Consider the following 22,705-nt stretch of genomic DNA (forward strand, 5'->3'; position numbering starts at 1 on the left):
AGGCAAGTCGTATAAAAATATTATTTTTTCTATTATTTTTGTTCCCAAAATTAATAGAATACTATATTATGTTATGAATACAGATTCATATAAGTGTATATTCATTCAATTTGGGGTGAAAGTAGACAAAATTATAGGAGGTAAAAAATGTCCAAGAGAATACTATCTTTATTACTAGCTTTTACACTTATGATGTCGGGTCTGCTTCCAGCTGCATATGCAGGTGAAGTTGCAACCGAAATTAACCCGCAGGCGGTTGTTGCTCCGGTTTCTACGGAGAACACAGCTGATCCAGCGGTGCTTTCTTCAGAACAAACTACGGTAGCGACTGCTGTCTATGAACAAATAGCGGCGACAGTTTCCACAGAAGTATACAAAGCTTCTATGACGGAAGCTAGAACATTAGAATTGACTTTAGATCTTCCTGATGGGGCATCGCCTCAAGATATCATCTGGAATTTTGGCAGAACGGCGGAAGAGATGAAGCCGCTGGCAGAGTGGAAGAAATGGAATAAAGATGCGAAAGATTATTCAGGTAATCCTTTCGTAACAGTGACCTATGAGCCGATCTCAGGTTCAAAAGTAAAAGCTTTAATTCATTTTGATTTGCTGTACGGAGAGAATCTCTCACTAACGGGTATACGTGCAGAGTACGTTAAACGAGTGGGAATTTATAATCTAATCGGGACATTACCTGCTGGAGATGTGCTGGTAGAGCAGCAAGTCAAACTAAATCCATATGAAACCTATCATACATATGATGAGATTAAACCGGCGATCGATAGGATTACTGCTGAAAGCAATAATAAATATGATCGATATGTAGAGTATCAGCAAATTGGGACCTCAACTCAAGGTCGTGCCATTCATTTCTCTATTGTTGCTAAGGATAAGTCTTCAGTAGATCAATATTTGAACGAGACCTTACCGCTTATGATGAATGATCCTGAAGCCCTGCAAAAGAAAATTAACGACGGGGATCTGCAGGATTATAAGGTACCTATCTGGTTGAACAACATTCATGCCGATGAAGCCAATGGTGTCGATGTAATCATTAAGTTTTTGGATACGCTGATGACACAGCAAATTGTCACCTATGATACCACTGATGAGAATGGAAATCCGAAAAAGGTAGTTCTGAACATCGACGAAGCGCTTGACCATGTGATTTTCCTGCTTGATTATGTAGAGAATCCTGACGGTCGCGCGTTAAACACGCGTCAAACTTCAACACTGCTTGATCCAAATCGGGACAACTCTTACCAGACCCAGCCTGAGACACAAGCGGTAACTGCACAAATTGCTAAGTGGACGCCGCTTACCTTTTTGGACATGCATGGATTTGTAAGTGGCTTCTTGATTGAGCCTTGCACACCACCTCATGATCCTAACATTGAATATGATCTTGTAATGCCAAGTATGCTTGAGCAAGCAAATGCCATGGGGAAGGCGGGAATTGCTAATACTAAATATGATTCCTACCATATCCCTTATGAAGAATACGAAAAAACACAACAGGATCCGAACTATAAAGGAACGAATGCAACAGGTTGGGATGATGCTTCACCAGCCTACACAGCTGTATATGCCATGCATCAAGGAGCACTTGGGCATACGATTGAAGTGCCTGAATTGAATGAAGATTCACTGGATGCCTTTTATTATGCGGCTTTGGGGGCAACCGATTATGTGATCAACAACAAGCAGGAACTGTTCCTGAATCAATTGGAAATCTTCAAACGGGGTATCCAAAATGAGAATACTAATGCTGCTGTTAAAGATTATCTAATCAATGCACAGAATGAGTCCATTGGACGTCCAGGGGTAGATGAGAATACGAATTTCTTCCCTGAGTATTACATTCTTCCGGTTGCAAAAGATTTGCAAAAAAATGATCTGGAAACCTACAAAATGGTTCAGTACCTACTGCGTAACAATGTGAAAGTAGAACGGACAACAGCCAGTGTAACTGTAGATTCTGTAGTCTATCCGGCTGGAACCTATGTGGTGAATATGCATCAAGCCAAAAGAGGTTATGCGAATCTTGTCTTGTATGATGGACTAGATGTCTCGGATTTTAATGAGATGTATTCAGATACGGTACAGAATTTCTCGGCTATGCGTGGTTTTGACCGATATATTAGCCGTTCTGTTGGAGCATTCACTGGGAAAACAGAACAGGTTAGCAGTGTAACGATCCCTAGTACGAATCTGGATCAATCTCCGTTCGAGCAAAATTATGTGATTAAAAACAGCAACAATGATGCGATAAAAGCTGTGAATGAGCTGCTAGCCAACCATAAGGCAGTGACACTGCTGGAGAATGGGGGGACGGGTTACGAGAAGGGAAGTTTCCTTGTTTCCAGATCCAACCTTAGAACGGTATCGTCTAAATATCTGCTGGATATTGTGCCGTTTAGTGCTTCAGAGAACAGAACGGGTAAATTGCTTAAGGCTCCTAAGGTAGCTATTGCAGGAGCGACTGCATTTATGCTGAAGGATCTTGGATTTAACGTAACTACGGATACAGTGGCAGCAGATGTTCTAATCAATTCGGGAACGAATCTGATTGCTACAGGTAAACCATTTATCGGTTATGGAAGAACGATGCTGAAAACTGTTAAAGGGCTTAAGGTCCTCCCTGGACTGGACTATTCAACTCCAGTCAATAAGGATGGCAAAGAAGATGCTCATGAGGGATTGTTTAAGGCTGAGGTCTCTCAGGACAATGTAATTACAGCGCCTTATGCCGATAGCGAATACCTCTACACGGTTTCCGCGGCTTATATTACAAAAGTGCCTGAAGGCGCAGAGATCTTGGCGAAATACGGATCAGGCGCTGACTTTTTCAAAGCAGGCTGGTGGCCGAATAACGAGGCTGCACAAGACCAAGTATTGGCGCTTACTTACAATACAGACAACATTCATGTGACGTTATTTGCGAATGATCTGATGAATAAATATCATCCGCAAAATCAATTCAGATTGCTTGCCAATTCAATCTATGCTGCCGCTCCAGCGGCGACTGAAGAGGATGGTATGGATAACGGGGTGAATGAACAAGAGCCAACAATACCTTCGACACCGTGGCAGCCATCTGTAACATCAACACCTGCACCGACCGTGCAGCCGTCTGCAACACCAACGCCAGCTCCAACTCCAACTCCAACTGTGCAGCCGTCTGCGACACCAGCCCCAATAGGTTCTAACTTCACGGATCTAGGTAAGGTGGCGTGGGCAGCATCGGCGATTAAAGAGCTGGCGGCAAAAGGGATTCTGCAAGGGGTGAGCGATAATACCTTTGCTCCGCTTAAAGAGGTGACGCGTGCCGAGTTTATTACCATGATCGTGCGAGCTTTTGATCTGCTTGATGTGAAATCATCCGCTGCCTTCAGTGACGTGAAAGCTTCTGACTGGTCTTACGGATACATTGCATCCGGGGTCAAGAACGGATTGATTAACGGTGTAGGCAATGGAAAGTTTGATCCTAACCGTGCGATTACACGCGAGGAAATGGCAATCATTGTATCCAATGCACTTAAGAAATTTAAAGGCAAGTCGGTAAGTGATACAAATGCCGCTTTGGCTAATTTTAAAGATCAGGCAACAATCGCTGCTTACGGTAAAGAAGCGGTGGCATTACTAACTCAGGAAGGTATTGTGCAAGGTCTGACTGCGGATACCTTCGGTCCTAAAAACATTGCCAACCGTGCTCAAGCAGCAGTGATTATCGATAGGATGTTGAAGCTTAATTAAGTTTTAGATTCTTAAAAAAATGCAAAAATGCCCCTCAGCTATTTGGCTGAGGGGCATTCTTTTTATAGTTACTTTGCATCATCCGTAGAAGGTAAATCCGGCAGTTGTTGAATGTAGCTGTTTGACATATTTAGAAGCCGCTGAACGGCGTCAAATTGTTCTTTTGTCGAACCGCCCTCTGTTTCTGAGCCATCGATTAGATTAAAGTTGTCTCCATCGTCGTAATCGACACCAGTTAAATACATGCTTGTGTCATTAATGAAAGAGCCGGTAGGCAAAAAGTGTCTGACAGGCAGCATGTTGGTCTGTTGGTTCATCAGGTCTTCTCCGAAGTGGAGCTGGTCTTTCATTGAAATCCCTAACAGGTTAGCTACAGTTGGCATAATGTCGATTTGGCCGCCAGTTTGGCTGTACACGGCAGGTTCACCTACACCAGGGGCATGAACGATGAAAGGAACATTGAACATATCGGTATAACCATATTCGTGGCCGACCATTTCTTCCATTAACGATTTCTCGTTGCCATCAAGGGAATATAGCGATACACCCTGATGGTCACCGTAAAAGACAATGACGCTATCATCCCATAGACCACTGGACTTTAATTGATCCAGGAATTGTCCCATTGCATAATCTGCGTAATTTTGAGCTAGAATATAGTTGCCAACTAGGGTGCCTTCATACCGTTTAGGCAGTGTCATTTTATTTTTTAACTCTGGCATTTTATAAGGGTGATGAGCACTCATAGAAATGACCATCGTGTAAAAAGGATCATCTTTAGCATCCATTTTGACTAATTCAGGAACAGTCTTGGCATAGAGTACCTCATCTGAAGCACCGAATGCGATATGATCGTCATCCCCATAGAACGCTTGATCATAATACTTATCAAAGTCTAGTACTTTGTATAGGGTTTTGCGGTTCCAGAATTCTACGCTATTGGTGTGAAAGGTTGCTGTGTTATATCCATTAGCTTTCATCAACTTAGGCAGGCTCGGAAGCGCCTTATCCATATAATTGGATGAAGTGGCTACCTCGTGGTGGGGAACGTACAACGAAGTATTCACTACAAATTCAGCATCCGAAGTTGTTCCTTGCCCGGCATTAGTATAGAAGTTATTGAAATAATGTTCGCTTTTCAAAAGCTTATTTAGATTGGGTGTTACTTCCTGCCCGTCAATGCTCAGGCCCAGCAAAAAGTTCTGAAAAGATTCCATTTGTACCACGATTAGATTCTTACCTTGAGCTGCCGCCCAGTACTTCGGTGAGACAGGCTCTGTAATCCCTTTGGTCTCGTTAATGGATGGTTGCGTGATTTCTTTGCTGTCGATTATTTCTTCTGTTTCCCTTGTATCGGCAAAAATAGTATAGACCTCGTAATTAAGAATCCCCATACTCTCCGCTTTTTTGTTCTCGTTCATACTGGCATGATTTGGCCAAACATTAAAGACACAGACCGCCAAAGAAACACTGATGATTCCAAACAAAGCAGTCCGGTTCATGCGGCGGTTCATACCTCTTTCTTTCCAGATCGCAATATATTTCGGACGGAACATAAAAAACATGAAAACTACAATATCCACAAAAATGAACAAGTAGTAAGGGTCCAGCAATGAGTATGTGCTTTCTCCCACCTTAGTTACTTTATCTGCTTGTTCCAAGGCATGATAAGTAGCAATTACACCGTAATATTTGTAATACATTAGCACGGCAAAATATATGACTGAAATCAATAGGTTGGCTATCATGTAATACAGAAACTTTCGTTTGGAAGCCATCCATTCTATGAGTCCAAATACGATAAAGAAAAATGGGATCTCTGTCAGCAGCATGCTCCAGTTAGGACCGTCGCTAAAAACTACGAACCAGGCCACTGCGCATTTTAGCAGCAGGACGAAGCTAAAGACTAGGAAGGGTTTATTTTTTATATCAAAATCTTTTTTCACTCGTTATCATCCTCTCTGATGCAATTACACCAAGGTCCTGCATATACCTGTATTTCATGGAAATCCGTTGCAATATGCCGAAGCTTATTATGCTCTCGAAGTTAACAAGTGTCAAAAGGTGGACGAGAGCCCTAGAGCGAAGCAACAGGCGATTTATGCCGCATAAGCAGGTAAAATCAACGCCAATCCCAAACTACAGGGTCCTATGCGTATAAAATGATTTTAATAATTTCCAGTATCCCGCAACTTTGTATAATATTCCTCAGTCTAAATATAGAGGAGTGATTAGAGAGGCGGGAATCAGATGACTAAGCGGCAGTTTGTAACGATGGTAACGATTTGTTTTTTTGTACTCTTAAACTCTGGATGTAATCAAGGGGAGAACTCCATAGGTGTGGAACCTACTGCCTCTATAGCTTCAACGTCTGTACCACAGGTAACGCCAACATCTGCTCAAGTAACTATGATTCCCGAAGACTTTTTGCAAACACTGGATTATAAAGTTCAGAGCCATCCGGAGGCATTTGCAGTTGAGGTACCGCAGAACTGGGAGGTTAAGCTGGGGGAGTATCCAGTGGGACTTTACTGGCAATTAGCGAATGAGTTCTCTAAAGATGCAGGATTGGATTTGACACTGCTGAAGGGGACCACGGTAGAGGTGCAGCGGTATTCCTTAGTCGATGGTTTACCTGGTTCTGGCGAACAAAAAGAATTTTCTTATCCCTCCAACCTCGTTTTGCTTGTGCAATCAGGGAATACCGTTGGTGCGTGGCTGGAATTTAATATTCAAAGTATCGGCCTGTCTATTAAGAAGCGTAGCTTGACTGACATTACAGGACTTACATTTGAGGAGTGGACGGAGAGAGAAGGTTTGTTTGCTGAGGAAGGAGAGAATAGTGACTTAGCCTCATTAGACCATTTCGAGCTGCTGGATGCTTTTTTTCAGGCTATTCAGGATGGTAATCATACCCGTGCCCGCGCATGTTTGAATCCTAATGCCTTACTCACTGCATTGACGGTTAACCGTCAAGCGCATCAACTCTATAACCCGGGTTTTGGTGGTGAAAATGCTCTCAGTGAAAGTATTGTTGAGGCTAAGCCTACCTCTTATAAAGTGATGGATTATGATACTGGCTCAGAAATTAAAGACATCGGTGACCGCACAACGTTAAATATTGTGGTCGATCTGTATATGAAATCACTAAATCCCGTCTTCAATACCCCAGATGGCCGGGAGACTCGCTTCGCAGTGTTGACCAAACACGCTAACGGCTGGAAGATTGGAGGTTTTGGAACGGGACCGTGAGTTGTTGCGTTATCTATTTTTTAATAAAAGGAGTGATCTCAAGTGTTTAAACAAAGCTTGATGTCAAAAGTGCAGGTAAGTCGGATTTGTAGAGTTGTTGTCGGGACTGTTCTTTGCCTGACTATGGTCTCACCTTTAGTGGCAGCAGCAGATAATGTGAATTCACTTGAAGAAAAGAAATTACTGTCTGGCATCACCCAACTGGACGCTGGTGACAGAAGTGCGTATGCCGTCACTGCGGATGGAACAGCCTGGGCGTGGGGTGGTGGGTATGGCTCTATTGGTAATGGGGCGACCACACCAGCGTATACTCCCGTCAAAATGCATATCGATCATGTAAAGCAAATCTCAGGTGGTTATCGCCATAACTTGATGTTGAAGGACGATGGTACAGTGTGGGCGGTAGGGGGGAACGAGCATGGACAACTTGGCATTGGAACACAGTCTTCTAAGATTCTTGTAGAGCCTGTTCAAGTGCAAGGGCTAACAGATGTGAAAGCTGTTTCTGCGGGGGGCACCTTTAGCTTAGCTCTTCTTAAAGATGGAACGGTCTGGGCGTGGGGAGGCAATGAACAAGGAGAACTCGGTGACGATTCGCGGAAAAACAAGCTAACCCCGGTGCAGGTGAAGGGACTACCCACCGTCCTGTCTATAGCAGCGGGATCGAATAATTCAGTGGCTCTTGGTAACGGCGGAGAGGTATGGGTGTGGGGATCACAGCAACCACTGGGAACTCAGAAGGGCGTAATCTTGAAGCCTACGCTTATTAAAGGAAGCGGAGAATATAGAGCGGTTGATATGGATGGAGCCTATGGACTTTATGGGGCGGCATTGAGATGGGATGGCACAGTATGGATTTGGAATAATTACATAGATCCATATCTGGGAGAAGCTCTAAAGCCTGTTCAGGTTCCAGGACTTACAGACGTCATTTCGCTGACAACAGATTCCGCAGTGAAGGCGGATGGGACCGTGTGGCAGTGGACGGTTGGTGATAAGAACAAGATTAATGTTACACAGTCTAAAGGCATCCAGAATGCAGTTTCCGTTTCTAAAGGGAGCAGAAATCATTATGTACTCTTAAAAGATGGTCATGTCCTTGCCTGGGGGGCAAATGAATTTGGACAGACGGGTCTGGGGGTCAGAGAGATCGAGGTGAATACGCCTCAGCTGGTGAAAAAATCTATTCAAGTGTTGTTGAATGGGAATGAAATGGAACTGACTATGCCGCCGTTACTAATCAATAATTCGACATATGTTCCTTTAAGAGGAGTCTTCGAGCAGATGGGAGTTAATGTTCGTTGGGATGTTCCATCGAGAGCTGTGGTTGCTGTGAAGGGATCTACAACGCTGATCTTGAATTCGGTAACTGGACAAACGACTGTTAATGGAAAGATTATCGCAACAGATCAAAAACCGGTCTTCATTAATGATAGCGTTTATGTACCCCTCAGATTGATAAGTGAAATGTTGGGGGCGCAGGTAGAATGGGATGCAGATGCTTATGCCGTTCGAATAAATTCCAATAAATAAGTTGACTATATATTAGAAGCTTTAGGCTGAACTCTCCTTCAGGGGAGCTCAGCTTTTTTGCGTGGAAGGCAGAAGATTTAGGGGGATATGCAATGACCGTAAACAAAGCGTACGCGATTTTGAAGAATGTGTGCGGGAATCTTTTCGAGGATTCTTTATACGGATGATGATGAATATTGGAAAAATGGGACAACTTATAATTATCCCAATGATCGTTCAATTATGGGCGCGAAACGGATGGGCATAGCAACAACGATTAATATTGGGACAAAAACGGGTAAGAGTATATATTACGGCCTCTTTGTATTTGCTGCAGTGCTGTTGATTGGAATGTGTGGAAACCGAACTTCTTTAGGCGGAGTTGAAAGGGTGGTGAGATTTTTCATTGATTTTAAAATAAATCGTATGAAGTATAACCCTCTTGTGATAGAATAATCTAGTTGCCCTAGTTTCTGAGAATCCACTCTGTTCCAGCAAAACACCTGATCTATACACGTGGATAATCGAGGAAATATGAGCATTTAAGAGTATTAACAAGATTTCTTAGAGATTTTACACAAAACACATCATTTTTTGTCGGTTTTTATTGATTTATTCAAAAATATTATGTATAATCAGCCTTGTTGATTTTGCAAATGGAATTTTAGGAGGTTTTTATTTTGGGAAAAGCGTTAATTATTGGCGCTGGCGGCGTAGCAAGTGTTGTTGTTCATAAATGCTGCCAGAACCCGGATGTATTTGAAGAGATCTGCATTGCTAGCAGAACTGTCGCGAAATGTGACGCTCTGAAAGATAAATTAGCCGGAGGCCGCACGAAGATTTCTACTGCTCAGCTCGATGCAGATAACACGGACGAAGTCATTGAACTGATCAAGAGCTTTGAGCCGGATGTCGTTATTAATGTCGCTCTCCCATATCAGGACCTGACGATCATGGATGCGTGCCTGGCAACAGGAGTGCACTATGTGGATACTGCCAATTATGAACCACAAGATACAGCGAAATTCGAATATTCCTGGCAGTGGGCTTACAAAGAAAGATTTGAGAAAGCTGGCCTTACCGCTTTGCTCGGCAGTGGATTTGACCCAGGTGTAACTGGCGTATTCACGGCTTATGCGCAAAAGCACTATTTTGACGAGATCCATACCATTGATATTGTAGACGCCAACGCTGGCGATCATGGATATCCATTCGCTACAAACTTTAATCCTGAAATCAATATTCGTGAAATTACAGCTAATGGCCGTTATTTCGAGAATGGCGAGTGGATTGAAACTGCACCACTTTCTGAGAAGAAAGTTTACGATCTTCCGGAAATTGGACCTAAAGATATTTATCTTTTGTACCATGAAGAGCTGGAATCCTTGGCTGTTAACATCAAGGGCGTGAAAAAGATCCGTTTCTGGATGACTTTCTCACAGAACTACCTGACTCACTTGAAAGTGCTTGAGAATGTGGGTATGACTTCTATCGAGCCTATCATGTACGAAGGTAAAGAGATCGTTCCTTTGCAATTCTTGAAGGCAATGCTGCCTGACCCAGCTTCCCTGGGACCAAGAACAAAAGGTAAAACTAACATTGGATGTATCATCCAAGGTACTAAAGACGGTAAGCCAAAAACTTATTATGTATACAACGTTTGCGATCATGAAGAATGTTATGCAGAGGTTGGCTCCCAAGCCATTTCCTATACTACAGGCGTTCCTGCAATGATCGGAGCAATGTTAATTATAAAAGGAATCTGGAAGAAACCAGGCGTGTACAACGTAGAAGAGTTCGATCCAGATCCATTCATGGAAGCTTTGAATAAACATGGTCTGCCTTGGCAAGAAGATTTCTCGCCAACGCTGCTAGACTAAGGCGCGATTGATGGATATTGATATCAGCGTTGTCCCGTCACCATGTTACCTTGTAGATGAAAGATTGCTTACCCGCAATCTTGAGATTATGAATTCTGTACAAGAACGTACAGGAGCTAAGATTTTGCTCGCGCAAAAAGGCTTCTCTATGCACTCCTTGTATCCGCTAGTTGGCAAGTACTTGCATGGCGTAACTTCCAGCTCCTTATTCGAAGCCAGACTTGGCTATGAAAAAATGGGCAAAGAGGTTCATGTCTACGCACCAGCTTATGTGGACAGTGAATTCGATGAGCTTCTTGAATACTCCGATCACATTGTGTTCAATTCTTTTGACCAGTGGAATCGATTCAAGGATCGTGTGAAAAATGCACCGAAGCACATCAGCTGCGGCATTCGAGTGAATCCGGAGTATTCCGAGATCGAAGTTCCGCTGTATGATCCATGCTACAATTATTCCAGAATGGGAGTAACTCTCCCTAACTTTAGACCTGAAGAGCTTGAGGGGATTGATGGATTACACTTCCATACCATGTGCGAACAAAATTCTGACACACTGGAGCGTACGCTCAAGGTAGTCGAAGAGAAGTTCGGACCTTATCTCAAAGGGATGAAATGGCTTAATTTTGGTGGCGGTCATCATATTACACGTCCCGATTATGATCTGGAGACCCTTGTCCGCTGCATTTTGCATATGAAAGAGACTTACGGTGTGGAAATCTATCTGGAGCCAGGTGAGGCCGTTGCGCTTAATACTGGATATTTGGTAGCTACCGTTCTGGATGTTATGCATAACGGTATGGACATTGCGATTCTTGATACTTCGGCTGAATGCCACATGCCAGATGTACTGGCTATGCCATACCGTCCGAACATTATCGATGCTGGACAACCTGGGGAATATCCTTATACGTACAGATTAGGTGGGATGACTTGCCTAGCCGGAGATGTGATTGGAGATTATTCCTTCAAGGAGCCTTTGAAATACGGCGATAGACTCGTATTCCTAGATATGGCGCATTATTCTATGGTGAAGAACCATATGTTTAACGGCGTGAATCTGCCAGCTATCGTCAGCTACAATGACGAAGAGGGAATTAAAGTAATCAAACAGTTCGCTTTCGAAGATTTCAGCGGACGTTTATCTTAATAGAATGATCTAAAAAGGTGTCCCTTCAGGGACACCTTTTTTGCTATGGTTCCAGTCCTTTGAATGCGCGATTACATCTAGAAAAAGAGAAGTGATGCTAAGGACCGTATAGCAGCTATTGGTATTTATTAGCTTATTTAGCTAAGGTTATGGACAGTATGGCTCTTATTGGCCGGATAGTGACTGTTTTTAGGGCGCATTTGGTAGAATAGCTGCAACTGAGTCCGATTGTATGCTGATACAGCCGATTTTTCGGAAATAGAGTCTCCTCGGTCCGATTCATGTTCGTGGGGATGGGGAGAAGATAGATATCGAACCGTTTTTTCATAGGGATCCTTCTCTTGATATTAGGTTTATCTTACAGTTGGATACTTGTATTACTGGAAAAGTTTCTTCATAATTAGCCGCTCACAAGTAAGGTCTCATGTGATACAATAATTTAGTCTGTTTTTAAAAATAGTTATTGAAGGGTCCGTATCTGAGGAGGAAGTCAGCATCAATGAAACATGCACCGTTTATTGCAGTGGAAGGCCCGATCGGGGCTGGAAAAACAACATTAGCTTCGATGCTTGCAGAGGAATTAAACTTACCGATTATTAAGGAGATTGTTGATGAGAATCCGTTTCTGGCAAAATTTTATCAGAACATGGATGACTGGAGCTTTCAACTGGAGATGTTTTTTCTCTGTAATCGGTATAAGCAGCTTGAAGATACAGTAACTCAATACATAGATAAAGGTAAACCGGTGATCTCGGATTATCATATTTATAAGAACCTTATCTTTGGGGAACGAACGCTGAAAGGAACGAAACGAGAAAAATATCGACAAATCTATCATGTGCTGACGGATGACCTGCCGAAGCCAAATATTATTCTCTATATAAAAGCGGATCTCGATACCTTGTTAAAAAGAATCGCCAAACGCGGACGCCCTTTTGAAGGGGATATGGATACTGCGTATTTGCAGCAATTGATAGAAGATTATGATGATGCGATGGCCTCTCTAGCGATTCAAGAGCCGTCTACCGCTATTATTACCATAGATGGAAATGCAGTCGATTTCGTGGAGAACCCAGAACACTTCGTCGAAATTGCCTCTCACCTAAAGGAGCTAATGAAATGAATCCATATAACATCCCAGATAACGCCATAATTACCGTGGCAGGAACCGTGGGGGTAGGAAAATCCACTTTAACAGGTGCTTTGGCTAAAAGGTTGAATTTTCAAACCTCGCTGGAGCAAGTTGATCATAATCCTTATCTTGAAAAGTTTTATCATGATTTTGAGAGATGGAGTTTTCATCTACAGATCTATTTCCTAGCCGAACGTTTTAAAGAACAGAAGAAAATGTTCGAAATGGGCGGTGGTTTTGTTCAAGATCGCTCGATTTATGAAGACACTGGTATTTTTGCTAGAATGCATGCGGATCAAGGCACGATGTCCAAGACAGACTATGAAACCTATACAAGCTTGTATGAAGCTATGGTTATGACACCTTATTTCCCGCACCCTGATGTGCTGATTTATATTGAAGGCAGTCTTCCTTCTATTTTAGCGCGAATTAATGAACGTGGCCGTGAAATGGAAATACAAACGGACGTGTCCTACTGGGAACATATGCATGGCAGATATTCGAAATGGATCAATGAGTTTACAGCTTGCCCAGTGCTCCGACTGAACATTGATGATTATGACGTAAATGATTCGGCATCAATGGCGGATATTCTCACGAAGGTAGGCAACACCATCCGTAAGCCTGTTGATACAATATAATAGTTGATGATTAGCAGCTCCCGTGGTTTGGGGGTTGTTTTTTTATGTGCTCATAAAAAAAGACCCAAATCTATGATTTGGGCCTAATAGGGAAGTGTCAGTTGTCCTAATCATAAAATACGAAAAGTAAATTAAAATGGTGTGGACATTGTAATGTGCTTAAGGGCCACTTCCTATTTTATTAGCCCTTTTTTATAAAAATAGGTTCCAGTCTAATAGAAACTAGTTATTGGTCCATGTCTAAAATTAATAAGATGCGTACACTGAACTATCTTTATAGGGAGGTGTTCGCATTGAGTTGTCCAGACGATAAAAAGTGTCATAAGAAAAAAGTCGCCACTGTATTTCCTTCGAAAAGAAAAAGAAAAGAACATCGTCGAAAGGTTATTAAGAAGATTGTAAAAGTAACCTGTCCTCCACCAGAAGTGAATGTTACTACTCCGACAGTCGTTGGTGCTACAGGACCGCAAGGGCCGCAAGGTGCACAAGGACTCCAAGGAATACAAGGGGCCCAAGGCGTTCCTGGAGCTCAAGGAGCACGAGGACTCCAAGGAGCTGAAGGACCTCAAGGACCTGCCGGCGGACCTCCGGGACCCCAAGGACCTCAAGGTGAACCCGGGCCAGCGGGAGCGATTGGTCCACAGGGTGTAGCGGGACCCGTTGGTCCTCAGGGTGCACAAGGCGTGCCGGGTGCCCAAGGAGTTGTAGGTCCTCAGGGACCGCAAGGTTTACCGGGTCCTGCAGGAGCTATAGGACCACAAGGTTTTGTAGGAGCAACCGGAGCGCCGGGAGCGCCGGGAGCGCCGGGAGCACCGGGAGCACCAGGAGCACCGGGAGCAACCGGAGCAACAGGAGCACCGGGAGCGCCGGGAGCGCCGGGAGTAGCTGGAGCAACAGGAGCACCGGGAGCGGCCGGAGCACCGGGAGCAGCAGGAGCACCGGGAGCAGCAGGAGCACCGGGAGCAGCAGGAGCAACGGGAGCAACCGGGGCGCCGGGAGCAGCAGGAGCACCGGGGGCAGCAGGAGCCGCGGGAGCAACCGGAGCACCGGGAGCAGCAGGAGCAACGGGCGCAACCGGGGCAACAGGAGGCGTATTAGGTTTTGCTGATTTTTTTGCCCTAATGCCTCCTGATAATGCAGCAACTGTAGCACCGGGCACAGACGTAAGTTTTCCTCAAGATGGACCTACCAGCGGGACGACAATTGCACGAACAGGTCCTAGTTCTTTTAATTTAGCGGCAATAGGGACTTATCAGGTGTTGTTTCAGGTTAGTGTAACCGAAGCGGGACAACTCATCTTGACTCTTAATGGTGCGGATCTCGCCTATACCGTAGTTGGACGCGCAACAGGTACATCGCAAATCGTAGAAATGGCTATAGTGCAAACAACGGTCATTAACACCATCCTGACCGTTCGCAATCCTGCTGGTAACTCTACTGCACTTACTATTACTCCTCTCGCTGGAGGAACAAGATCTGTTTCAGCACATCTCGTTATTACACAATTAGCGTAACAAGGTGTATTTCGTATAGATAAGTTGGTCACCTTAATATTGGTGATTTTACTTATGATTATTGTAAAGAGGAGGACGAACGAAGGCCCTCCTCTTTATTCAGAGTATTTACTATTAACATTCTATTGTTTTTCTATCGTCTAACGACTTGAAATTAATCATCTATTTATGTGAATTCTTTTGATTCTATCTTAAGATGCCATATCGGTTTCCTCATGATACAATAAAAGATAAGTTTATAAGGATGAGGTGACTTTAGTTGAAGTATGATTTCGATCGCGTAATTGACCGCCGTAATACTAGCTCTTACAAATGGGACCAATCCGAGAAGTTGTTTGGTGAGAAGGATATTATGCCGCTTTGGGTGGCAGACATGGATTTTGAAAGTCCTCCCGCAGTGAAGGAAGCCATTCTGCGCCGCGCAGAACAAGGAGTTTACGGTTACAGTGTACCTAGTGATACTTATAAAGAAGCCATCACGTCATGGTTTAAAAGACGGCATGATTGGCAGATCAAACCGGAGTGGATTTCAGATTCTCCCGGAATTGTAACTTCCTTAAGCCTCTCTGTTGAACTGTTTACTGAGCCTGGGGACGAGGTTATTTTACAATCGCCAGTTTATTATCCCTTCTATGATGTCATCCAGATGAATGACCGGAAGGTTGCCAAGAATCCGCTTATCGTCCGTAATGGGCGCTTTGAGATGGATTATGAGCAATTGGAAGGGTTGATGTTGGGTGGAGCGAAGCTGCTGCTGTTATGCAGTCCGCATAATCCAGGCGGTAGAGTATGGGAAAGAGAAGAGCTGTTGAAGCTCGGTGAACTGTGCTTGCGTCACGGAGTGACAGTTATCTCTGATGAGATCCATTGTGATTTGGCGCTTCCAGGTTATGAGCATATTCCTTTTGCGTCCTTGTCTGAGGAAATTGCCAATATTACGTTAACCACCCTTGCTGCGACCAAAACCTTCAATCTTCCGGGGCTTCAATCCTCTTTTATCGTGTCCTCGAATCCGGAATTGAAACGTAAATTTGATCAAAAAATGAAAGCCTTGAGCTTACATATGGCTAGTTTCTTCGCGCAAGGAGCGGTACAAGCCGCTTACAATGACGGAGAAGAATGGCTGGATGAGCTGTTACAATATGTATCAGATAATGTGGATTATACGGTCAGCTATTTGGCGGAGCATTTACCACAGGTTCATGTGATGCAGCCGCAAGGAACCTACCTGCTCTGGGTGGATTGCCGCGAACTGAACTTGGAAATAGACGGTCTGAAGCAGCTGATGTACAAAGAGGCTAAAGTGGCTTTTAATGAAGGTTCTGTTTTTGGAACAGAAGGCAAAGGCCATCTACGGATTAATCTGGCTTGTCCGAGATCCACATTAGTTGAGGCATTGGAACGCTTTTGCAAGGCAGCCGCAGCTTATACAACGAAATAAACGGTGATTACTGAAGCTTGATGATTCCGCTAATGGGATCGTTAAGCTTCTTTATTTTGCAATAGGGTAAAAAGAATAATAAAATAGAGTCCATTACGAAAAGCAGGAGGACTGCAAATGAAATGGGTAGCTCAGCTTCCGTATTATAAGATACAACGAGAAATTAGGGATGGAGAACAACGAAGTGTTGCTTCCAATCGGCTAATGTATCTGTATCAAGATAGAATTGTAACACGCCATCGGGAATTCCCGCTAAAAGATATTTTCGATATGTCTTATCGCTCAATGGGGGATATGGGCGGCATGTTCTATCTCCACACGAGTAAGGGCGTGTATGCTTATTTGATAGAGTGCGATCCTGAGCGGTTTATTGAAGCCTTTAAAGAACAGGAATTGAATAAAAATTGAGCGACCCTCGTTGGCCGTGATATGATAGCTTTTATGAAAAAAACATAATGGGAGAGAACATAAATGAGCAAAACACGAATTATTATTGATGCAGATACAGGTATTGACGATGCACTGGCGATTCTATATGCCTTACGTGCTCCAAACGTAATTGTAGAAGGAATTACAACCGTTTTTGGAAATATTGAGGTCGAAAAGGCGGCGGACAATTCACTGCGGCTAATTGAGCTTGCTAAGCCCGGTTATGAGATTCCTGTAGCGATCGGAGCATCCAAGGCGCTTGTTCGTGAACACTCAGGCTACGCCACTCATGTGCATGGTGAGAACGGTATTGGCAATGTGGAAATTGCTCCATCCAGCCAGCGTCCCATTAGCGAAACTGCATCTGAGTTTATTGTTCGGATGGCTAATGAGAATCCCGGAGAGATTGTATTAGTCACACTGGCACATCTAACCAACCTTTCAATGGCGCTTGATATGGACCCTGGTATTAAGAATACTTTGAAAAAAGTAGTGGTGATGGGCGGTACGATCTTCAGTCCCGGCAATAGAACACCGGTTGCGGAAGCGAATATTGCCGGGGATCCGGAAGCTGCTGATCATGTATTTACATCTGGGCTTCCTGTTATGATGGTGGGTCTAGACGTTACGCTTAAGACGCGGATTACACAAGAGCATATCGATTTATTAAAACGTTTTGGACGTGAAGAAAATAAAGCGATCATTTCGTTTATGGAACAATCGCTTACTCATTATTTTAATTTCTATCGTGAAGCGAACTTTTTGATCAACAGCGCACCGCTGCATGATCCACTCGCACTTATGGTTGCGCTGCAACCAGATCTAGTAACCTACAAAGAGATGAATGTTCGTGTGGAGCACAAAGGTGAGTTTACATCGGGAATGGTCGTAGCGGACTTGCGGGCTCAGCCAAAAGTGGGTAAACCCATACAAGTTGCAGTGGATGTAGATGTTGAACGAGCAGTGGGAACCTTTTTGAGCGTGTTTATGTAATTTTGCCGACCTCTTCTAATATGACAAATAATTTCGCAGCTCATAGATGACAATCTATTAATTTTACAATTGGATAATCTTTGGTAAAATGGTAGAGGACATATAAGAGTTTACAAGATTAGACTGCATATCATAGAAGAGGGAGACTTAACATTCATGAATAAGCGAATCGGTAAATTAGTATTATGTATGGCTATTTCGCTAGGAGGCACCACGGCGTTATTCCAAAATACTACACAGGCAGCCACAGCTGCTGGAGTTAGTATTGTGCTGGATGGTTATCCACTACCATTTCCAGTAGAACCTGTTGTGATGAGCGGAACAACGATGGTGCCATTCCGAGCTATATCTGAAGCTTTGGGAATTAATGTCGAGTGGAATCAAGCGCAGAAGAAAATTACGGCTACCAAAACAGATACTGCAGGGACCAAAGTGGTAACCCTGACCCTTGGCAGCAAAAATGCAGGTGTTAACGGCGCGGTTGTGAAGTTAGGAGTTGCTCCGCAGACGATCCGGGATACAACGATGATTCCCCTTAGCTTCTTCGGCCAGCAGTTTGGTGCGGGTGTAGCTTGGAATCAATCTACGAAGACCGTATCTATTACTTCGCCGAAGACTGAGCTGTACACTCTTGGTTTCTATGCTCTGAGTTCTTATAGTGAGATTTCCTTACTTCCTAATTTTGATGCTATGGCCTTCGGTTGGAGTGGGATTGATAAAAGCGGGCAATTCACCACAACGGGGACTGATTTCAAATGGCCTCAGGCGGCTGGTGACGTAACACCAGAATCGATTGTCACGAATGCAGCGGCAGGTGGAACAGCTCCTTATCTGATGGTCTTCTCTGGAGATACCGCATCAGAGTTAACTAAGAACCTGGAAGATAAACAGCTTCAAGAACAGACGATTACTGGAATCGTAGATCTTGCAACGCAAAAAGGATTCCAAGGCATTACCCTGGATCTGGAGGGCCTAGGTCTAACAGGTGATAAGGCGAAGGTGCAAGCGGATTACAATGCTTTTGTGAAAAACCTATCACAAAAAGCACATGCAGCAGGACTTAAACTTACCGTTATTCTTCATCCATTAAATAGTTCTTATAAAGGTTATGATTACAAAACTTTAGGAACACTTGCAGATGATTTGGTCATTATGGCGTACGATTATTTACAAGAAAAAAAAGTTCCAGAGCCGATGAGTTTAGTTGATGAAGGCATCAGGCTTGCGCTTCAGCAAGTGAGTAAGGATAAGCTGATCCTAGGGATCTCTGTGTATAGCGAAAACGAATCTTCAGTGAATTCGAAGGTAGGACTTGCTAAACGTTATGGCCTTAAAGGAATTGCAATCTGGCGTTTAGGTCTGATCGGACAGCCTGTTTGGAATGAGATGGGGAAGTCAGTAGAGCTGTAAGTGGAATTTGTATTGACAGGGAATAATTTCTAAATATATACTAGGTCAAAATACAATACGGAATAAACGTGATGATTGGGAGTATTAAGGAATAACTACTGCCCAGAGAGCTGCCGGTTGGTGCAAGACAGCGGAGTAGGGTTCCCCAACTCACCCATGAGCGGTAAGATCGAACCTCAGTAGATCTTAACGGCTAACCCTCCGTAATCGGGTTCTAAGATTCGTTGTTTATTATAAGCAATATGCAACGATCAAAAAGAGTGGTACCGCGAAGGTTAAACCTATCGCCTCTTTGGAGGCGATAGGTTTTTTCTGTTCTCTACAGTAAAAAAATACAATTAAAGGTCGGTGTTTTGGCAATGGGCAATATTATTGATTATTACTCCCAATTTGATGAGTGGGGAAGATTGGATAGGGAGCCGCTGGAGTTCATCATTAATCTGCATTATATAAAACAGTATTTAACTACCGCACAATCTATACTGGATAATGGTGCTGGACCCGGTAAATATGCCATGGAGCTGGCGAAGCTGGGCTATAACGTAACGTTATCGGATCTTACCCCTAAGTTAGTTGAAATAGCTCAGCAGAAGGTTAATGAATTAGGATTAACTGAGCAATTTAAAGGTTTTCAAGTGCTGAATGCAACTAGTTTAGAGGGAATATCAGACGAGAGCTTTGATGCTTCTCTGATGTTAGGCCCTTTATATCATTTGCAAGAAGAAGAGGATCGGATTTTAGCAGTTAAGGAATTGTTTCGTGTGACAAAGAAGAATGGCATCGTATTTGTAGCCTTTCAAAGTCGGATGAGAATGACGCTTACATCCTTACAGTTCCCACAACATTGGAAGCCTAATGACAACATGGATTCAATACAAGAATTTTATGATAGCGGGATTTTTAATCATAAAGATGAAGGTAGGTTTACGGGAGCTTATTACTTCAATATGGAGGACATAAAATCTTTCATGGAGGAGAATGGATTTCAAACCATTGATTTAATTGGTTCTTCTAGCCTCGGAGCATTACTGACAAATGAGCAGAAACAATACTGGACTGACCGGGGTGAACATGAGGAGCTCTTAGAATTTCTCATTAATGCAGCAAAGGATCCATCCATTTTGTAGATTTCATCTCATCTGTTGTATATAGGGGGAAGAAAATAAATAAGAAAAAAATCATTTAATCATCACGGGATTGAGGTAGGTCTAGTGAACAATGATTACAGGGTGCGTATTCAGACGGTTCTTCATTTTATTGAGGACAACTTAGATCAAGAAATAAATCTAGAAACGCTAGCTGAAGTTTCTAATTTTTCTAAGTATCATTTTTCTAGAGTTTTTTCTGCAATTACAAATAAAACACCAATGACCTATCTGACGGAAAGACGTCTACATCACGCGATAACCTATCTTGAAACAACCCATAAAACCATGCTAGATATCTCAACTCTATGCGGTTTTAGTTCCATCTCAAGTTTTAATTCATCCTTTAAAAAACTGTTTAAGACAACCCCAAGCGAGATGAGAAGGTCAAGGCAAGAACATAGCAATTATCAGTTAATGTCCAGCAATAATCAGGAAGAATTGTCTCCTTCTAAAAATTATGATGTGAGTATCAACATAAATAATTTTTTAAGGAGAGTATGGGAAATGAACATTGAGGTAAAAGAACTTCCAAGTTATCAAGTGGCATACGTAAGGCATGTTGGCAGCTATCTTGAAACGTATAAGGCATGGGGAACACTCAGCAAGTGGGTTGAGAAAAATGATTTACCGTCAACAGAATACTTCATTGGTATTTCTTTAGATGATCCCAGCGTGACTGACGAATACTCTTGTAGATATGAAGCCTGCATAACCATTCCAGAAGAGTTTGTTAAAGAGGGTGATTCGGGCGTAGAGTTCAAAACTTTATCTGGTGGTCTTTATGCCTTATATTCGTTTTATGATACGATCGACAAATTGGCTATTGCCTATCAAAGTGTGTACGGTCAATGGCTACCTAACAGTGATTATGAACCGGATGATCGGTATGCGCTCGAATTTTGTATGAATGATCCATATACAGACCCTGAAGGTAAAGCAAAAGTTGATCTTTATATCCCTATAAAAAGTGTCGGTGGACATCACCAGTTTGAAGATAACCTGTAATATACAAGCCTGAATGCGTATCGGTTTATCCATCACTCCACGAGGCTTTCGGACTCGGATGACGTTATTTGTATGTTATCAGCTATCAAAACATGATTTCGGACTCCGCTGACGCTATTCATTGGCAAAAGGCTCATATTGGGCGTTTTTCCGGTCAATAGGTGCACTGGAGTCCGTTGGCATTCTTAAAATAGGATAATTTTAGGTTTAGGGTCAGCTGAGTCCGTTACAGGTTACTATGCGTATCTGAAAGTGATTACGCATGCGCTTCCGACTAATTCGTTAATCAAACCGTACACTCGAATGTTATAAAACTCACATTAACCTAAGCCATAAACCTATATAATCTCTAAGGTTGAACTTTTGAACTAAATTCATTATTTTTCAGGAGGACTTTAGAGTATGAGATATAAAGCATTAGAGCTCGACAAACCGCTTACTTATGAGCTGGAAGGGTTAGAAATAGGGGTAACTTCGAACTGTAATTTCCGCTGCGATTATTGCTGTGCATATAATAGAAATGATGGACAAAGCATCAAAGCCAAAGAGGTCATCCGCATTCTGGACGAACTTCCAGGCCTTAAAAGAGTACGCTTATCAGGTGGAGAAGTGACGTTGAAGTTCGATGACTGTGTGGAGATTGTAACCTACTGCGCATCCAGAGGGATTCAGACACAGTTAAATTCCAACGGCAGTCTTTTAAATGCTGAACGAATTGGCCAATTGGTCTCCGCAGGATTAACGACTATACATATTTCCTTCAATTTTACTACTGCGGAAGCTTTCTCAAAATATTATAATATTCATCCAAGCATCTATGAAAAAATAAGAGAAAATATTACCCTATTCGCCGCAACAAGTGTGGATACCGTACTGGAGACGCTGCTGTTCAGTGAAACCCAGGATAATATGAAGGAGATCAGCGATCATGTCTACGCAATGGGCGTGCGCACACATGAAATTCAGAACAGTATTATCATGGATCATACGGGTTGGAAGTCTATAGCTGCACGGGAACAATTAAAGAATGCAGTGAGTGAGCTGATCGCACGGAAGAAAGAAGATACGATTCTGTATTTCACCTGTATGGACCGCTTTATGGACGCCCTTGGGTTCGAAGAGCAGCCGGGTGTGTATTTTCCTCACTGTATCGAGGGGAAGAAGCAGCTTCATCTGCATGGAAATGGCGACATTTTGATTTCAGAGCTTTGCCATCCGGTGATTATCGGCAACATTTATCAAGGAACTTCACTAAAAGATTTATACAATAATATGCCAGCGCCATTGGCACAGTTTTTGGATAAGCAACCCTGCCCAGCACTGGATGCATTGTTTCCACAAGGCATAGAAGTTTAACACTCTATATAGATTACTTCGAGGGACCAATTTAAGAATTGGTTCCTATTTTTTATGGTAGACTGAATAAAAAACATAGATAAGGGATG

At 43.0% G+C, this 22,705-nt stretch carries 16 protein-coding genes and 1 other annotated feature; of the genes, 15 read left to right on the top strand and 1 reads right to left on the bottom strand.

From position 1 onward, the window contains the following. Positions 1-147 precede the first annotated feature (147 nt). A complete protein-coding gene (locus NSQ91_RS10345; RefSeq protein WP_340917658.1) occupies positions 148-3,756 on the top strand; it encodes a M14 family metallopeptidase in 3,609 nt (1,202 codons plus the stop codon). A gap of 68 nt (positions 3,757-3,824) precedes the next feature. On the opposite strand, the gene NSQ91_RS10350 is transcribed toward NSQ91_RS10345, so the two are convergent. Next, on the bottom strand, positions 3,825-5,702 hold the full coding sequence (locus tag NSQ91_RS10350; protein ID WP_076304415.1) for an LTA synthase family protein: 1,878 nt from the start codon (positions 5,700-5,702) through the stop codon (positions 3,825-3,827). A 304-nt stretch (positions 5,703-6,006) separates the two neighbouring features. On the opposite strand from NSQ91_RS10350, the gene NSQ91_RS10355 reads away from it, so the two are divergent. From NSQ91_RS10355 to NSQ91_RS10420, 14 genes are all read left to right on the top strand, one after another. After that, entirely contained in the window at positions 6,007-7,008 is a 1,002-nt protein-coding gene (locus NSQ91_RS10355; protein WP_076304416.1) for a DUF4830 domain-containing protein, read from the top strand. A 42-nt stretch (positions 7,009-7,050) separates the two neighbouring features. After that, positions 7,051-8,541, top strand: coding sequence for a stalk domain-containing protein (locus NSQ91_RS10360; protein ID WP_076304417.1), 1,491 nt, complete (start codon positions 7,051-7,053; stop codon positions 8,539-8,541). Positions 8,542-9,200: 659 nt separating this feature from the next. Then, complete coding sequence (locus NSQ91_RS10365; protein WP_036679313.1) at positions 9,201-10,400, top strand: saccharopine dehydrogenase family protein; 1,200 nt, start codon at positions 9,201-9,203, stop codon at positions 10,398-10,400. A gap of 10 nt (positions 10,401-10,410) precedes the next feature. Continuing rightward, positions 10,411-11,547: a carboxynorspermidine decarboxylase gene (nspC, locus tag NSQ91_RS10370; RefSeq protein ID WP_076125019.1), complete on the top strand. Its 1,137-nt coding sequence runs from the start codon at positions 10,411-10,413 to the stop codon at positions 11,545-11,547. A 499-nt stretch (positions 11,548-12,046) separates the two neighbouring features. Continuing rightward, the gene (locus tag NSQ91_RS10375; protein WP_076304418.1) at positions 12,047-12,670 is read left to right on the top strand and encodes a deoxynucleoside kinase; all 624 of its coding nucleotides are present in this window, start codon (positions 12,047-12,049) and stop codon (positions 12,668-12,670) included. Continuing rightward, on the top strand, positions 12,667-13,320 hold the full coding sequence (locus tag NSQ91_RS10380; RefSeq protein ID WP_076278613.1) for a deoxynucleoside kinase: 654 nt from the start codon (positions 12,667-12,669) through the stop codon (positions 13,318-13,320). Before NSQ91_RS10375 ends, NSQ91_RS10380 begins: the two co-directional genes overlap by 4 nt. Before the next feature lie 293 nt (positions 13,321-13,613). Beyond that, positions 13,614-14,834, top strand: a complete 1,221-nt coding sequence (locus NSQ91_RS10385) for a collagen-like protein (RefSeq protein ID WP_076304419.1) — start codon at positions 13,614-13,616, stop codon at positions 14,832-14,834. A 259-nt stretch (positions 14,835-15,093) separates the two neighbouring features. Further along, entirely contained in the window at positions 15,094-16,275 is a 1,182-nt protein-coding gene (locus tag NSQ91_RS10390) for a MalY/PatB family protein (protein WP_076125027.1), read from the top strand. 117 nt (positions 16,276-16,392) lie between these two features. Then, entirely contained in the window at positions 16,393-16,683 is a 291-nt protein-coding gene (locus tag NSQ91_RS10395; protein ID WP_036679330.1) for a hypothetical protein, read from the top strand. Positions 16,684-16,746: 63 nt separating this feature from the next. Next, complete coding sequence (locus tag NSQ91_RS10400; RefSeq protein ID WP_076125028.1) at positions 16,747-17,697, top strand: nucleoside hydrolase; 951 nt, start codon at positions 16,747-16,749, stop codon at positions 17,695-17,697. A 156-nt stretch (positions 17,698-17,853) separates the two neighbouring features. After that, positions 17,854-19,107, top strand: coding sequence for a stalk domain-containing protein (locus tag NSQ91_RS10405; protein ID WP_076125030.1), 1,254 nt, complete (start codon positions 17,854-17,856; stop codon positions 19,105-19,107). A gap of 62 nt (positions 19,108-19,169) precedes the next feature. Then, positions 19,170-19,402, top strand: a binding site (T-box leader). Positions 19,403-19,466: 64 nt separating this feature from the next. Next, on the top strand, positions 19,467-20,234 hold the full coding sequence (locus NSQ91_RS10410) for a class I SAM-dependent methyltransferase (RefSeq protein ID WP_076304420.1): 768 nt from the start codon (positions 19,467-19,469) through the stop codon (positions 20,232-20,234). 84 nt (positions 20,235-20,318) lie between these two features. Next, positions 20,319-21,260: an AraC family transcriptional regulator gene (locus NSQ91_RS10415; protein WP_076304421.1), complete on the top strand. Its 942-nt coding sequence runs from the start codon at positions 20,319-20,321 to the stop codon at positions 21,258-21,260. A gap of 402 nt (positions 21,261-21,662) precedes the next feature. After that, positions 21,663-22,616, top strand: a complete 954-nt coding sequence (locus tag NSQ91_RS10420) for a radical SAM protein (RefSeq protein WP_038569765.1) — start codon at positions 21,663-21,665, stop codon at positions 22,614-22,616. Positions 22,617-22,705 lie beyond the last annotated feature (89 nt).

Source organism: Paenibacillus sp. FSL R7-0048 (genome assembly GCF_038004505.1).
Lineage (GTDB): Bacteria > Bacillota > Bacilli > Paenibacillales > Paenibacillaceae > Paenibacillus_AQ > Paenibacillus_AQ odorifer.